General features: G+C 43.1%; 11 protein-coding genes. 10 read left to right on the top strand and 1 reads right to left on the bottom strand.

What is annotated here, in order from left to right; all coding sequences use genetic code 11:
* Window positions 1-198, bottom strand: a complete 198-nt coding sequence (locus tag ACSAJE_RS06150) for a ferredoxin-thioredoxin reductase catalytic domain-containing protein (RefSeq protein ID WP_118690040.1) — start codon at window positions 196-198, stop codon at window positions 1-3.
* Between the two features lie 759 nt (window positions 199-957).
* Between ACSAJE_RS06150 and ACSAJE_RS06145 the strand changes: the two genes are divergently transcribed.
* From ACSAJE_RS06145 to ACSAJE_RS06100, 10 genes are all read left to right on the top strand, one after another.
* A complete protein-coding gene (locus tag ACSAJE_RS06145; RefSeq protein ID WP_022024083.1) occupies window positions 958-1,161 on the top strand; it encodes a DUF1858 domain-containing protein in 204 nt (67 codons plus the stop codon).
* Window positions 1,162-1,179: 18 nt separating this feature from the next.
* Window positions 1,180-1,638: a subtilin biosynthesis sensor protein SpaK gene (locus tag ACSAJE_RS06140; RefSeq protein ID WP_118507672.1), complete on the top strand. Its 459-nt coding sequence runs from the start codon at window positions 1,180-1,182 to the stop codon at window positions 1,636-1,638.
* Window positions 1,639-1,674: 36 nt separating this feature from the next.
* Window positions 1,675-3,054, top strand: coding sequence for an MATE family efflux transporter (locus ACSAJE_RS06135; RefSeq protein ID WP_118507671.1), 1,380 nt, complete (start codon window positions 1,675-1,677; stop codon window positions 3,052-3,054).
* 168 nt (window positions 3,055-3,222) lie between these two features.
* Entirely contained in the window at window positions 3,223-4,179 is a 957-nt protein-coding gene (locus ACSAJE_RS06130) for a nucleoside recognition domain-containing protein (RefSeq protein WP_458009963.1), read from the top strand.
* A gap of 534 nt (window positions 4,180-4,713) precedes the next feature.
* A complete protein-coding gene (locus ACSAJE_RS06125) occupies window positions 4,714-6,093 on the top strand; it encodes an aminopeptidase (protein ID WP_022024650.1) in 1,380 nt (459 codons plus the stop codon).
* Window positions 6,094-6,186: 93 nt separating this feature from the next.
* Window positions 6,187-7,197, top strand: a complete 1,011-nt coding sequence (locus tag ACSAJE_RS06120; RefSeq protein ID WP_458009962.1) for an ABC transporter substrate-binding protein — start codon at window positions 6,187-6,189, stop codon at window positions 7,195-7,197.
* Between the two features lie 123 nt (window positions 7,198-7,320).
* On the top strand, window positions 7,321-8,508 hold the full coding sequence (locus ACSAJE_RS06115) for a hypothetical protein (protein ID WP_458009961.1): 1,188 nt from the start codon (window positions 7,321-7,323) through the stop codon (window positions 8,506-8,508).
* A 963-nt stretch (window positions 8,509-9,471) separates the two neighbouring features.
* Window positions 9,472-10,692 carry a prephenate dehydratase gene (gene pheA, locus ACSAJE_RS06110; protein WP_458009960.1) on the top strand — a complete coding sequence of 407 codons (1,221 nt, stop codon included), beginning with the start codon at window positions 9,472-9,474 and terminating at the stop codon, window positions 10,690-10,692.
* A gap of 189 nt (window positions 10,693-10,881) precedes the next feature.
* Window positions 10,882-12,744 (top strand): class I SAM-dependent RNA methyltransferase, encoded by a 1,863-nt coding sequence (locus tag ACSAJE_RS06105; RefSeq protein WP_458009959.1) that lies wholly within the window; start codon window positions 10,882-10,884, stop codon window positions 12,742-12,744.
* Window positions 12,745-12,805: 61 nt separating this feature from the next.
* Window positions 12,806-13,699: an NUDIX domain-containing protein gene (locus tag ACSAJE_RS06100; protein ID WP_118689877.1), complete on the top strand. Its 894-nt coding sequence runs from the start codon at window positions 12,806-12,808 to the stop codon at window positions 13,697-13,699.
* Window positions 13,700-13,729: the final 30 nt, after the last annotated feature.

The following is a 13,729-nucleotide window of genomic DNA, read 5'->3' as shown; positions in this document are numbered from 1 at the left end:
TCAATCTTTGCTTTTGTAATATAACATGCAATGGCAATAGCCTTCGAAATCAGGGTCCGCAATCTGTTCCCGAAATTCTTTGCACATGCATTTGTTATCTTCTGTCATTTCCAGACGACATGGGCAGTAACCATTCTTTTTCTTTAAGCCTTCCTTGATACGTGCAACAACCTCGGTATCTTCATTATATCGAACCATAATTCTACCTTCCCTTCTACTTTCCCTTTTCGGAAAAGTCCAAATCCGCATTACTAAATGCAAACCTTGCACACAACCTAACTGTAGCCATACCGCATATTGTTTATTATGTACGTAACTCAAACTTCCCATACCTCAAATCCTCCACAACCACATATTGCTTATTATGTCAATAACTATATGATATTTTGCAGCCGCCAAAGAACGGTTTCTGCCATCAGAGAACTATAGTAATTGCCTTGCCGCATTTTGTTTTTACAGTGATTTCTAGATTTTGTTGTCTCTGATGATTATTCTACATGCCCTTCGGAAACTCGAAGTCCCGTAAGCAAGGTAATCATCATTTTTGAAAGGGACTTTGCGCTCGTCGTTACTTATGTCTCGTATTTCAGAGACATTAAGTAACGTGACGTAGCGCATCGTAGCGAAAGCGTCCCGTCCAAAAATGGATGATACCTTGCTAAATCGGGACATCTCAGACAATCCTTCGGGCATGTATTCATCAGAGACTTAACAAAATAAGAAATCACGTAAAAAACGTTGCGTTCTGCGGCAATTATCTTAGTTCTCTGATGACAGAACAATTTACTGTATTGGCTGCAAAATATTTTATTTATTGCCGACATAATAAGCAATATGTGGTTTTGCAATAACTTCCGGTATGGGAAGTTTGAATACGTAGCACTTCAGCTGTTTTGCGGTCACTAGAAAAATATGTTATACTACTTTGTCAGCAGATGTCAATAGAGGAGGAAAAGAATGGTTATTACAAAATATTCATTGATCGGGGCAATTCTACAGTCGTATCCTACAGCACAGGAATGTTTTCAGGAAATGGGAATGCATTGTGTATCCTGTCATATGTCCCCAAGAGAAACATTGGAACAGGCATGTCAGGTGCATCAGTGTGATGTGGATGCGTTGATCGAAAAGCTGGATAGACATATTAATGGACCACAGTAGTAGAGGAGGAATTTTGATATGGAACGACGGTTTCAAACGAAAGACGAGCTAGAACATTTTGACTTTGAGGATGCGGTGTTAGAAGAGGTTGAGTGTGCGTGCGGCCGTGTCAAGGTGATGATAGATAACGTAAAGATCCTGCCGGATAACAGCATGAATCGTGATATCCGTACGATGCGGGCGAATCAGATGGAGATTACCTTTGTAGAAGGATCTTTGGCACAACTTGTGGAAGAAGGCTATAAAGTATATGACGCAGATGGCAATCTTCGTCAAACTTATGAAGATCGTGCTATGAGCGAGCAGGAGATACAGGAGGGACTGCGTGAATTAAGCGGGCTGACTGTGTATGAGATCAACAAGGCAGATGGAATGTATTCTATCGTAGTAGAAGGGGAAGATCATTCGTTTCGGTTAGAAATCGCGGCAGATCATGAGATTGCCGGATGGGACAAGTTTTTGACGGTAGAATCTTAGTTTGTACATTGTTTAAGAAAGGCGAGAGTGATTTGTATGGGAATACAGATAGATAATCCGCTTGGAACGCAGAAAGTCAGTTCTTTGCTGCATCGCTTTGCACTGCCCAGCATTGTGGCGATGTTAGTCAGTTCTTTGTATAATATCGTGGATCAGTTTTTTATTGGACACAGCGTAGGAGAACTTGGCAATGCGGCAACCAATATTTCATTTCCACTTTCTATTTCTTGTGTTGCGATCGCACTGTTATTTGGGATTGGCGGTTCATCCGCCTTTAATATTTCTATGGGATTGGGACAGACGATAGCAGAGGAAAAGAAAAAAGCAGTTTATTTTATGGGAAACGCCTTGTTTATGATGGTGTTTTGCGGGACTGTGTTGTTGGCAGTGACGCAACTGTTTTTGCAACAGTTAATGGTATTCTTTGGATCCTCGCGGGAAGTGTTAGGCTATGCCAGTGTATATACAAGAATTGTCTCTATTGGTTTTCCGTTTGTCATCGTTGCAACCGGAGGGGGACATTTGCTGCGGGCAGATGGCCGACCAAAGCTTACAATGCTGTGCAATCTGGTTGGCGCAGTGATCAATACGGCATTAGATGCATTATTTGTCTTTGGTTTTCAATGGGGCATGGCCGGAGCAGCATGGGCAACGGTCATTGGACAGATGATCTCCGGCGGTTTGGCGGTTTATTTTTTGTGTCATTGCCGTACGGTTACATTGTGTCTTAGCCACTTGAAACCGCATGCAAAATATATAGGGCGGATCACGGCGCTTGGAGCTGCTCCGTGCAGTAATCAATTAGCGATGATGATCGTACAGATCGTTATGAATAAATCGTTGAAATATTATGGTTCGCTTTCTGTGTATGGAGAGTCGATCCCGATTGCCTGCGTAGGAATTATTACGAAAGTCAATCAAGTGTTTATGGCGTTTGTGATTGGAATCTCGCAGGGATTGCAGCCGATCGTCAGCTTCAATTATGGTGCAGGATTATATCGTCGTGTGAAAGCAGCGTATATGCGGGCACTTTCCTACGGAGGCACATTGGCAGTGGTTGCATTCCTGTTATTTCAGTTATTACCACATCAGATCATTGCACTGTTTGGAAAGGGATCACCGGAGTATTTTCAATTTGCACAAAACTATTTTCATATCTTTTTGTTTTTTACGTTTTTGAATTTTTTGCAGCCGATCTCATCCAATTTCTTTACAGCGATCGGCAAGCCAACGAGAGGTATGATATTATCTTTGACCAGACAGATTTTGTTTTTACTGCCGCTTATTATTATCTTTCCGTTATTTGTAGGGATTGATGGCATCATGTATGCGGGTCCGGTGGCTGATCTGATGGCGGCCATTGTGGCGATCACTTTGGGATGGAAAGAGCTGCGGCGCCCAGAGTACCAAGGATAGATATGGAAATCGGAGTGTCATTCTCTGGAGCATGGCTAGATACGGAAATCGGAGTGTCATTCTCTGGAGCAAGGCTACATACAGGAATCGGAGTACCGAGAATAGATACGAAAACGGACGCATATCATGTACGGAATGTGGTTCTTAGAAAACGGAGTGGTAGTGTTCGTGAAACAAACAATCATGGCGATGGTGATCGGAAGTATAATTATAGTTTTTTTGCTGTTTCCACAGGCTGTCAGCGATTCTGCCAAAGAAGGATTGCTCATGTGGTTTCAGATCGTACTTCCGTCACTGTTGCCTTTTTCTATTGTTTCTTCTGTGATCATGGGATTGGGACTGACAGAGCGGATCACAGGTGTTGTTGCCCCGGTTTTACAAAGGGTATTTGGCATTACAAGATCCGGTTGTTATGCGGTCGTTGTAGGTATGTTATCCGGATATCCGTTAGGTGCAGCGACTACGGCAGAATTGTATCGGGGACAACGCATTTGCAAAGAAGAAGCACAATATATTTTAACGTTTTGTAACAACGCCAGCCCGATGTTTTTGACAGAATTTATCGGTGTGTCCTGCATGGGGCTGCACAAACCGCTTATCGTATTGATATTGGTCTATATTGCAGGGTGGATCGGGAGCGTGATCGATCGGGGAAGGCGCCATATTATGCGCAGTTTGGGGCTGGAAAACAGTTGGTCAGCAGAGTTTGCCGGCCGGAAACAGGAAAAACCATATGCCGGAAATGTCATTAACGTTCTGGATGAGAGCATCTTACATTCGTTTGTGATACTGACGAAAGTAGGCGGTTATATCATTTTGTTTTCTATTTTGGCAGGCATCGTACAGCAAATGTGTCCGTTTGCACCGGAATATAAAGCCGGGATCGTCAGTGCGCTGGAGATCACCACCGGCGCCGTGCTGCTTAGCAGTACGATCCCCGGGATATCTGGGCAGGTGCTTCTTGTTGCATTTTGCGCTTTCGGGGGCTTATCCAGTGTTGCACAAACGGCCAGTGTGATCTCCGAAACGGATCTTTCCACCGGCAAATATGTTATCGCCAAAATACGCCAAGGCATCATTGCAGGAATTCTATATTGGCTCTGCAGCACTCACCTATCATTCTGAACTCAAACTTCGCACATCCAAAGCTATTTTGTTAAGTCTCTGATGAATACATGCCTGAAGGAATGTCTGAGATGTCCCGGTTTAGCAAGGTATCATCCATTTTTGGACGGGACGCTTTCGCTACGATGCGCTACGTCACGTTACTTAATGTCTCTGAAATACGAGACATAAGTAACGACGAGCGCAAAGTCCCTTTCAAAAATGATGAATACCTTGCTTCCGGGACCTCGAGTTGTCCGTAAGGCATGTAAATCAATCATCAGAGACAACAAAATTTAGAAATCATGCGCAATTATTATGAGATAATGACTCCAAAATCCAGATGCTTCGCATCTGCCGCGCATTGCGCTTTATGATTTTGTCGTTCACAAATTCTGCGCAAGTGAACAAGCTCCCTTGCGTTGCGAATTTGTGAGATAATCAGTTTGAGATTCTGAATTTGTATTTTGCGAAAAATGTTGTATACTAAAGGGTGTATGTTTAGCTGCTATAGAGGTTAGCAGAGTAAAAAAACGGAAAGGCAGGAGAGTTTAGATGGAAAGAAAGAATGCATGGAAAGCGTATAGTGATGAGCAGATTACAGAATTAGAAGAAGTGAATAAATCCTATCGAGAGTTTTTGACGGTGGGCAAGACCGAACGAGAATGTGTGAAAGAGATTATCAAACAGGCAGAAGCGACAGGTTATCAGTCTCTGCAGTCCTTTATGGAACAGGGACGTGCTCTGCAAAAAGGTGATAAAGTTTATGCAGTATGCATGAACAAAAGTGTTGCAATGTTTCAGATCGGTGAGCAGCCATTGGAACAGGGCATGAATATTTTAGGAGCGCATATCGATTCACCGCGTTTGGATGTAAAGCAGAATCCATTGTATGAAGACAGCGACATGGCTTATTTGGATACACATTATTATGGTGGGATCAAGAAATATCAGTGGGTGACGCTTCCGTTAGCGATCCACGGTGTGGTTGTAAAGAAAAATGGCGAGACGGTGGATATCTGCATCGGTGAGAAAGAGGATGATCCGGTATTTTGTGTAACAGATCTGTTGATCCACTTGGCCGGAACGCAGATGGAGAAAAAGGCAGCTAAAGTTATCGAGGGAGAGAAATTAGATCTTTTGATCGGAAGTATGCCTTTGAAAGACGAAGAAAAAGATGCCGTCAAAGCAAATGTGCTGAAATTGCTGCAAGATCAGTATGGCATGGAAGAAGAAGATTTTATCTCTGCAGAATTAGAGATCGTACCGGCAGGTGCGGCAAGAGAACTCGGTGTAGACAGAAGCATGATCATGTCTTATGGACAAGATGACAGAGTATGTGCTTATACTTCTTTGGCAGCTATGTTAGAGGCCAAAGATCTGGTTAAGACAGCTTGCTGCCTGCTGGTTGATAAAGAGGAGATCGGCAGTGTTGGAGCAACAGGAATGCAGTCACATTTCTTTGAAAATGTAGTGGCAGAGCTGATCAATCTCGAGGGCACTTATTCAGAGCTTACCTTGAAACGCTGTCTGGCAAACTGCCGCATGCTTTCTTCAGATGTAAATGCAGCTTACGACCCATTATTTGCCGATGCATTTGAAAAGAAAAATGCATCTTATCTTGGCAGAGGCGTTGTATTTAGTAAATTTACCGGAAGCCGCGGCAAGTCCGGTTCCAACGATGCGAACGCAGAATATTTGGCCGAACTTCGCAACATTATGGATAATGCAAATGTTGCTTATCAGACAGCAGAACTTGGTAAAGTAGATATTGGCGGTGGTGGAACGATCGCATATATTTTGTCCCTGTATGGCATGCAGGTTATCGACAGCGGTGTTGCAGTGTTAAATATGCATGCACCTTGGGAGATTACCAGCAAAGCCGATGTGTATGAGGCAAAGAAATGTTATGCAGCATTTTTGAAAGCGGAATAAAGCGAATACAATTTGTGGTGCTGAATCTGTGCCTGTGGCAAAATGCGAAAGCTCACTTAAAGCAACAGGTGCGGAAAGGCATGAGTGATCAGTATGAAAAAAACATTTAGAATGCGTTTGCTTGCGTTATGCCTGGTGGCAAGTATGTCAGTGAATCTTTGCGCTTGTCAAACGAAGAAACAGACGAACAAAAAGGATACAAAAACACAGCTTACGATGGTACTGGATTGGACGCCGAATACGAATCATACCGGGTTGTATGTTGCCGAGCAAAAGGGATATTTTGCGGACGAAGGGCTGGAAGTGGAGATCGTACTGCCGCCGGATGACGGTGCAACCGACATGGTAGTATCCGGTAATGCTGAATTTGGCATTGATGCGCAGGACAATCTGGCGGAAGAGTTTGCCGGAGATCAAAATATTAATGTGACGGCTGTAGCGGCAATTTTGCAGCACAATACGGCAGGATTGATCTCATCGACCGATCAGGGAATCGATTCTCCGGGCAAATTGCAGGATCACACGCTGGCGACCAATGATACGCTGTTTCGCCAAAAAGTCATACAGACCTTAGTGGAAGCGGACGGCGGTGATTTTGGGCGTGTGACATTATTATCCAGTTATATTGACGATGTGGTATCGGCACTCCGTTCGGACATTCAATGTGCGTGGATCAATTATGAGTGGGGTGGCATTCAATGTGAACAGGCCGGACTGGTTACGACATTCTTGCCGTTTCGACAGTTAGACGAACGGTTTGATTACTACAGTCCGGTTATCATTGCGAATAATAAATTCTTAACAAAGCATCCGGATGTCGCCAGAAAATTTTTGAAAGCTGTCAAAAAAGGCTATGAGTATGCCATCAAAAAACCGGAGAAGGCAGCAGAAATATTATGCAGCAGCGTGCCGGATCTTGATGAACGTCTGATAAAAGGCAGTCAGGAATATCTAAAGGATTGCTACATCGATGATGCGGCGCAGTTCGGAGTTTTTGATGCAGACCGTTGGAATATGTTTTATCAATGGGTCAATGAGCAACATTTATACGATCAGGAAATTCCGGAAAATACAGGATTTACGAATGAGTATATTGCAGATTGATCTGTGGAAGTTAAAAAAATGTAAAAAAAGTTAAAAAAAAGTAAAAAAACTATGTGCATTTTTCACAAAATGTATTATACTTATTTTGAAGGATTATTTTAACGTGAAGGGAGACAGGTAGGGATGAACGAAATACAGCAGTTACTTGCTTCGTACAATGAACTTGAAGAGGAAATGATCCGGTTCAGTACGTTAGTGAAGGAAGTGATGGCAAGCATCACGATGCAGGAGTTTGTGCCTGAAAAAGCAAATACAGAAATGATGCAGTGCATCATGGAGTTAAATACCAAACAGAAAGAGTGCTTAAAGCTTTATAAGCAGGCAAATCTTGGTGATGTAGCTCCAAAGAAAATGCATATCATGCGCGATCAGATCGAGAAGCGTATGAATGAAGCACGTAAATTAGAATATCTTGAGGCAGTCAAGAAGAGTTTCCTTAGCTTGTACACAGAGGATGCCGATGTGGAAGAGAAGTTACAGGCATTTAAGGATAAAGTGGTTACGATCAAAGTGGAAAAATATCCATTGGAACAGTGCTTGGTTTATATTAGACCGTTCGCTGTATTTTTGACAATGATCAAGTCCGACGATCCGGTAAAAGCGATCGAGCAGGTTCCGGTTCTGAACGAATACTTTGGTTCAGCACTGGTTGCACATATTACGATCAGTAAAGACATCTTTATTGGTGATGACGCTACGGAGTTCAACTTAGAAGGAGAAGAGGCGTCGGACCTACATAAGGATTCAGCGGTAAAGAAAAAGAATGAGACGGTACAGAGCGCTGGGTCCAAAGAGAATGCTGATACCGCAAAGAACGTGGAGACGAAGCAGGAGCCTGAGGCACAGCCTGTAGAAGAGCAGGTAGCACCACAGGAAGAGGAGCAGATCGCAGAAGAAGAGACTGTACAGGAAGAGACTGCACAGGAAGAAGCTCCGGCAGTGGAAGAGACTTCGGAAGAAGCAGAAGCTGCAGTAACGGAAGAGGCGGAAGAAGAGGCAGATGCCACGGACTCAGCAGAGGATACTTCTGCAGAGACGGCAGAGGAGGACACACAGGAAGCTGACGAGCCTGCCGAGGCAGAGCAGAAGGAGGCGCCTGTCGCAAAGAGCAAAAGAGTGCATCCGGATCCGAAGAAGCCTTCTAAGCCTAGAAAAGCAAAGAAAGTTGATCTGAAAGCATTGTTGGAGGAGGACAACTTCAAAGAGTCCAAGTTCGATGATGAAGAGCTTCATAGAATGCAGCAGGCAGAGCGAGGCGGAAGAAAAAGTAAGGGAGATTCGAAAGCATCTTTCTTGAAAGGTTTTCAGTAGAGTGAATGAACGGGCATCCGGTGATCAAATCACCGGATGTTTTTTACTTTATAGGATTAGGGTGTCAAAAGGTCTGAATTTCCCTGACAGGCTATTTTCTCGAATCTTTGACTACAATATCTATCAACGATGCGCCGCATCGCCTCAAGATATTGTAGCGCAAATCTTCAAAAAAATATCTCCGTCATGAAAATGGACTTTTGATACCCTAATCCTTATAGGAAACTTGTCGTTTACTATAAAGTAACTCATACTTCCCATACCGGAAGTTATTGCAAAACCACATATTGCTTATTATGTCAAAGAATACTAAGAATTTTGCAGCCACAACATTGTGGTTTCTGCCGACAGAGAACTATAGTAATTGCCTTGCCGCATTTACGTTTTTGGTGATTTCTAGATTTTGTTGTCTCTGATGATTGATTTACATGCCCTTCGGAAACTCAAAGTCCCGGAAGCAAGGTAATCATCATTTTTGAAAGGGACTTTGCGCTCGTCGTTACTTATGTCTCGTATTTCAGAGACATTAAGTAACGTGACGTAGCGCATCGTAGCGAAAGCGTCCCGTCCAAAAATGGATGATACCTTGCTAAACCGGGACATCTCAGACAATTCTTCGGGCATGTATTCATCAGAGACTTAACAAAATAAGAAATCATCCAAAAATTCTGCGTTCTGCGGCAATTATCTTAGTTCGCTGCCGGCAGAACAAGTCAGACTACTGGCTGCAAAATAGTTTATTTGTTGCTGACATAATAAGCAATATGTGGTTGTGAAGGATTTGAGGTATGGGAAGTTTGAGTAAAGTAAAAAACACTCCGTGAGGATGCGAGTACCACACAGAGGAAGGTTGCACAAGCAACCCAGCGGTGACGCGCAAAGTGGGCAAGCCCACTTTGTTGTATTCCTTGTACAGAGGGTAAGGAATATGGTATTCTAATAGCGGTGGGGTTATCACATAATATGCCGGATAAAGAAAGCTCGGAAGATACCGAGAGAAAGGATAAACTGGTTGACAGATCAGTGAATAAAAATATGGTAATAGATTTAGCAGAAAGCCGCAGAAAAATTGATGAAATTGACAAAGAGATCATTCGTCTCTTTCAGGACAGAATGGACGTTGCCAACGACGTTGCAGCGTATAAGCGCAGTACCGGAAAGAAGGTATATGATCCACAGCGTGAGAACGAAAAGATCGCAACAATGCGTAAGATGGCAAATAATGAATTTAACGAGACAGCAGTTGAGGATCTGTTTCGCCAGATTATGTCCATCAGCCGTAAATATCAGTATCAAAAACTTGGTCCCGGAGTAAACCATATTCCATTTCGTGAAGTAGAGAAACTGGATGTCAACGAAGACACTAGAGTTGTCTATTTTGGGGAAAAAGGAGCCTTTACCGAGCAGGCGATGTTGGAATATTTTGGGGATAAGATCACCTCTTTTAACAAAACAACTTTTAAAGAAGTGATGGAGACTGTTGCAAATGGAGAGGCACTGTATGGCGTTGTGCCGATCGAAAACACTTCCACCGGAAGCATTGCAGACATCTATGATCTGATGGTCGATCACGATGTGACTATCGTGGCAGAGCATGTTATCAAGGTCGATCAGGCATTACTTGGACTTCCTGGAGCTTCCATCGATGACCTGAAAGTTGTGTATTCTCATCAACAGGGCTTGTTGCAGTGTGCAGATTTCTTAGAGGAACATCCTGCCATTCGTGGTGTGGAATATGACAGCACAGCAGGCGCTGCTAAGAAAATTGCAGAAGAGGGTGACAGATCACAGGGAGCGATCGCCAGTGTGCGCGCAGCTGAGGAGTTCGGTCTTACCGTGCTGCAGCCAAAGATCAATCAGCACAACCAAAACTATACTCGTTTCATCATTATTTCAAATCAAAAAATATATGTAAAAAATGCCAATAAAGTCAGCATTGCATTTGAAGTAAAACATGAGGCTGGTGCCCTGTATCATATGTTGGCAAACTTTTATTATAACGATCTGAACTTAACTAAGATCGAGTCCCGACCAATGCACAAAAGCAGTTGGGAATATCGTTTCTTCGTTGACTTTACCGGAAATCTGCAGGACTCCGGTGTGGGAAATGCGATGGCGTCGATCGAAGAATATGCCAGCAACTTAAAGATCATGGGTAACTTTGCGGACAAGCCAAGAGAATAATAAGAAAACTGTTGGTGCAGAAATAAATGAATGGTAAAACTGTTAGTGCAGATTTAGATAAACATAAAAATTGTTGATGCAGAAATGAACGAGCATCAAAATTATTGATGCAGAAATGAACGGGCATGAAAATTATTGATGCAGAAATAGATAAACATAAAATCTGCAGTTACAGAAATGAGGATAAATATGAAAAAGAGACAGATTTATACAGGCGTGGTAGAACGCGTTGACTTTCCGAATAAAGCAGTTGTAAAGGCGCAGGTGCCGCAGCCTGACGAAAGTGTGGCAACCGAATATGCTATCGTAAAAGGTGCGCTTCCCGGACAGACAGTAGAGTTCTCCGTCAAGAAAGCACGCAAAAATAAATGTGAAGGACGATTGCGCTCTGTCCTAAAAAAAGGACAGTTAGAAACGCGAGAGGCGAAGTGTCCGAATTTTGGTACATGTGGTGGCTGTAACTATCAGGAAATTCCGTATGAACAGCAGCTCGCCCTCAAAAAAGAACAAGTGCTTCGCTTGATCGATGCCGTCTACGAAGGAGATGGTTATCAGTACGATGGAATCTTATCTGTACGAAAAGATGGACAATACAGAGAGTGGGGATACCGTAACAAAATGGAATTTTCCTTTGGAGATGCCGTTAAAGACGGTCCATTAACGCTCGGTCTGCACAAAAAGGGAAGCTTTCATGATATCGTCGATGCGGAGGGCTGTCAGATCGTACATCCCGATTACTCCGCAGTCCTTGCCTGCGTGCGAGAATACGCCAAAGAAAATAACATTCCATATTACCATAAACGCGATCATCAGGGCGTACTTCGTCATCTGCTCGTTCGCCGTGCCGAAGTGTCCGGTGATATGCTCGTAGCACTCGTCACCTCCACACAGCAGGAAATCGATTATAGCGAGCTTGTCAGCCGCCTGCTTGCCCTTCCTCTTGAGGGACAGATCACAGGTATTCTGCAGATCTGTAACGATAGCCTGGGCGATGTCGTACAAAGCGACGAGACAAAGATCTTATATGGCAAAGATTGGTTTGAAGAGAAAGTCTTAGGACTCACCTTCAAAATCTCCCCATTCTCCTTCTTCCAGACAAATACAAGCGGGGCAGAAGTGCTCTATCAGCGTGCACGCGAGTATGTGTTAGGTGAGATTAATATTGGAAATGCAGGAGAAACCGGCAACGGAAATATGGCAGAAAATACATACGGCGAAGAAAACGCACCGGGCGAAGAAAATACACCGGGCGAAGAAAATACACCGGGCGGTGATGCGCTTAACGGAAAAGCATCAGGTGGCAATGCCACAGAGATACATGCGGTAGATTTGCACGATAAAGTCGTATTTGACCTGTATAGCGGAACAGGCACGATCGCACAGCTCATTGCACCTGTTGCCCGCAAAGTTATCGGTGTCGAGATCGTAGAAGAGGCTGTCGAGGCGGCAAAAGAAAACGCTGCCCTCAACGGTCTGGATAACTGTGAATTCATAGCCGGAGATGTCCTCAAAGTCATTGACGATATCGAGGAAAAACCAGACTATATTATCCTTGATCCACCACGCGACGGCATCCATCCAAAGGCATTGCAAAAGATCATCGACTATGGCGTGAAAAACATCGTGTATATTTCCTGTAAGCCAACAAGCTTTGCGAGGGATCTAGCGGTGTTCCAGGAGCGCGGGTATGAGTTGAAGAGGGTCAGTAATGTGGATTTATTTCCCGAGACTGTGCATGTAGAGACGGTATGTCTTTTGTCCAAACTTCATGAGGCGAAGCATCATGTGAATGTGAGACTGGATATGGATGAGTTAGATATTACCTCTGCTGAGAGTAAAGCAACCTATGAGGAAATCAAGTCATATGTGGCAGAGCATAATGAGGGGATGAAAGTATCTAACCTTTATATTGCGCAGGTTAAGGCTAAGTATGGAATTATAGAGCGTGAGAATTACAATAAACCTAAATCTGATGATACCAGACAGCCTAAGTGTCCGAAGGAGAAAGAGGATGCGATTGTTGAGGCATTAGAATTTTTTAAAATGATTTAGAGGAAGGTCTAATAGGCATGTATTTTACAAAATATGTCTATAAAAATGGAGAGTATTGGGAATGAGTGAATTGTGGGATGTATATACAATAGATCGGAAGAAAAATGGAAAAATTTGCGCTCGTGGAGAACAGGAGAATCTTTTGAAAGATGAATTTCATTTATGGGTTATGGTTTGGATTAAGAATCCTAAAACCGGGAAATATTTGGTGTCACAGCGCTCGGCAGATAAGGATACGGATCCATTAAAGTGGGAAACTGTTGCGGGACATTCCATAGCAGGAGATACCAGTTTAGATGCTGCTTTAAGAGAAGTATTTGAGGAAGTAGGAATCACGTTAGAACGTGAAAAAGCAACTGTTCTTGCTACAAAAGTAGCTCTTACTTATGACGGATTTAGACATAACTGGATAAGAGATTCTTATTATTTTGAAACAACAGAAGAACCAGACCTACAAAGAGCAACAACAAATGAAGTGATTCAAACAAGATGGCTCACAGTAGCGGAAATTAGAAAAATGTATGATCATGGTGATTGCTGTCTGAATGTGAAAGATATTTTTGGATTTGAGGACAACCCTGTCCCATCAAACCGATATCAGGATATTATTGGTCAAGTAGTAAGCGGAAAGATAGATCGTCCTAAGGGAAGCTACCACCCACGTCATAAAGAGATGATTTATCCAATCAATTATGGGTATGTTACCGGGATAAAAGGTGGAGACGGAGCAGAGCAGGATATCTATCTTTTTGGAGAGAATTCGGCTGTTGCAGAATATACAGGAAAAGTTATTGCAGTATATCATCGATATGATGATAATGAAACGAAATGGATTGTGGTTCCTTGTGACGAAAAAGGAGTTATACATAGTGATATAGAACTTCCGAGTGATGATGAAATATATGCACAGATTGCATTTCAAGAACAGTTTTTTAGTGGCGTTTTGATAAGATAGAAAATTGGTTTTTGTGTATGGAAAGGACGC

It is taken from the genome of Jutongia sp. SJQ-6 (assembly GCF_054161275.1).
The sequence above is the reverse complement of the archived record's forward strand: the minus strand, read 5'-3'. Positions and strand labels throughout refer to the sequence as shown.

Bases quoted from the DNA above. Each gene is read 5' to 3' on its own strand.
- ACSAJE_RS06140 (WP_118507672.1), top strand. From the start codon at position 1,180: ATGGAACGACGGTTTCAAACGAAAGACGAGCTAGAACATTTTGACTTT.
- pheA (WP_458009960.1), top strand. From the start codon at position 9,472: ATGCCGGATAAAGAAAGCTCGGAAGATACCGAGAGAAAGGATAAACTG.
- ACSAJE_RS06100 (WP_118689877.1), top strand. From the start codon at position 12,806: ATGAGTGAATTGTGGGATGTATATACAATAGATCGGAAGAAAAATGGA.
- ACSAJE_RS06105 (WP_458009959.1), top strand. From the start codon at position 10,882: ATGAAAAAGAGACAGATTTATACAGGCGTGGTAGAACGCGTTGACTTT.
- ACSAJE_RS06135 (WP_118507671.1), top strand. From the start codon at position 1,675: ATGGGAATACAGATAGATAATCCGCTTGGAACGCAGAAAGTCAGTTCT.
- ACSAJE_RS06145 (WP_022024083.1), top strand. From the start codon at position 958: ATGGTTATTACAAAATATTCATTGATCGGGGCAATTCTACAGTCGTAT.
- ACSAJE_RS06125 (WP_022024650.1), top strand. From the start codon at position 4,714: ATGGAAAGAAAGAATGCATGGAAAGCGTATAGTGATGAGCAGATTACA.
- ACSAJE_RS06150 (WP_118690040.1), bottom strand. From the start codon at position 198: ATGGTTCGATATAATGAAGATACCGAGGTTGTTGCACGTATCAAGGAA.
- ACSAJE_RS06120 (WP_458009962.1), top strand. From the start codon at position 6,187: ATGAAAAAAACATTTAGAATGCGTTTGCTTGCGTTATGCCTGGTGGCA.
- ACSAJE_RS06115 (WP_458009961.1), top strand. From the start codon at position 7,321: ATGAACGAAATACAGCAGTTACTTGCTTCGTACAATGAACTTGAAGAG.